General features: G+C 57.1%; 1 protein-coding gene and 1 pseudogene. Both read left to right on the top strand.

The window, feature by feature from the left end:
* Nucleotides 1-265 precede the first annotated feature (265 nt).
* Nucleotides 266-1,480 (top strand): chloramphenicol/florfenicol efflux MFS transporter FloR, encoded by a 1,215-nt coding sequence (gene floR / locus G5T77_RS06905; RefSeq protein ID WP_000214122.1) that lies wholly within the window; start codon nt 266-268, stop codon nt 1,478-1,480.
* Between the two features lie 27 nt (nt 1,481-1,507).
* Nucleotides 1,508-1,736: pseudogene (locus tag G5T77_RS06900) on the top strand (LysR family transcriptional regulator); the annotation flags it as partial.

The raw sequence follows: 1,736 nt of genomic DNA, 5'->3' as shown, positions 1-1,736 counted from the left end.
GATGCATTGGAGCAAGCATTTAGGGCGGCAGAGGGGGCTGGAACGCTGAGTGCGCCCATGCCGCATTGCGAAGCAAAAGATAATCGGATAAAATGTAGCAATTCATATTCGTAAGCGTGGAGTAATCAGATGGGAAATTCCAAGTCAGCAGACAAGTAAGCCGCAACAACCAGTATTGTTGTTGCGGCGCTCTGTAAGGCTAGTCTCATCTGATTGCTGACGAGCAGACGTCGCCCGGTATTCCTTAATCGAGGGTTGATTCGTCATGACCACCACACGCCCCGCGTGGGCCTATACGCTGCCGGCAGCACTGCTGCTGATGGCTCCTTTCGACATCCTCGCTTCACTGGCGATGGATATTTATCTCCCTGTCGTTCCAGCGATGCCCGGCATCCTGAACACGACGCCCGCTATGATCCAACTCACGTTGAGCCTCTATATGGTGATGCTCGGCGTGGGCCAGGTGATTTTTGGTCCGCTCTCAGACAGAATCGGGCGACGGCCAATTCTACTTGCGGGCGCAACGGCTTTCGTCATTGCGTCTCTGGGAGCAGCTTGGTCTTCAACTGCACCGGCCTTTGTCGCTTTCCGTCTACTTCAAGCAGTGGGCGCGTCGGCCATGCTGGTGGCGACGTTCGCGACGGTTCGCGACGTTTATGCCAACCGTCCTGAGGGTGTCGTCATCTACGGCCTTTTCAGTTCGATGCTGGCGTTCGTGCCTGCGCTCGGCCCTATCGCCGGAGTATTGATCGGCGAGTTCTTGGGATGGCAGGCGATATTCATTACTTTGGCTATACTGGCGATGCTCGCACTCCTAAATGCGGGTTTCAGGTGGCACGAAACCCGCCCTCTGGATCAAGTCAAGACGCGCCGATCTGTCTTGCCGATCTTCGCGAGTCCGGCTTTTTGGGTTTACACTGTCGGCTTTAGCGCCGGTATGGGCACCTACTTCGTCTTCTTCTCGACGGCTCCCCGTGTGCTCATAGGCCAAGCGGAATATTCCGAGATCGGATTCAGCTTTGCCTTCGCCACTGTCGCGCTTGTAATGATCGTGACAACCCGTTTCGCGAAGTCCTTTGTCGCCAGATGGGGCATCGCAGGATGCGTGGCGCGTGGGATGGCGTTGCTTGTTTGCGGAGCGGTCCTGTTGGGGATCGGCGAACTTTACGGCTCGCCGTCATTCCTCACCTTCATCCTACCGATGTGGGTTGTCGCGGTCGGTATTGTCTTCACGGTGTCCGTTACCGCGAACGGCGCTTTGGCAGAGTTCGACGACATCGCGGGATCAGCGGTCGCGTTCTACTTCTGCGTTCAAAGCCTGATAGTCAGCATTGTCGGGACATTGGCGGTGGCACTTTTAAACGGTGACACAGCGTGGCCCGTGATCTGTTACGCCACGGCGATGGCGGTACTGGTTTCGTTGGGGCTGGTGCTCCTTCGGCTCCGTGGGGCTGCCACCGAGAAGTCGCCAGTCGTCTAACCGACGACTGGTAGCAGGCCCGCTCCGATGCGGCGCACTAACCATCGAAACCTCGTGAATGTCGGTATCCTGTCTGGCAGGATACCGCTCATTTCCCTTGTTCAGTTCATCGCCGTCGCCGAGCATCTGAATTTTCGGCATGCGGCCAAGGCACTTGGTATCAGCTAGTCGAGCGTCAGCGCGCGTGTGAAAGCGCTGGAGGATAACCTTGGTGTCCTGCTATTTGAGCGCCATGCGCGGGGCGTTCGGCTAACAG

The sequence above is a fragment of the Acinetobacter sp. GFQ9D191M genome (assembly GCF_011174875.1).
In the GTDB taxonomy this organism is placed as follows: Bacteria; Pseudomonadota; Gammaproteobacteria; order Pseudomonadales; family Moraxellaceae; genus Acinetobacter.
The sequence above is the reverse complement of the archived record's forward strand: the minus strand, read 5'-3'. Positions and strand labels throughout refer to the sequence as shown.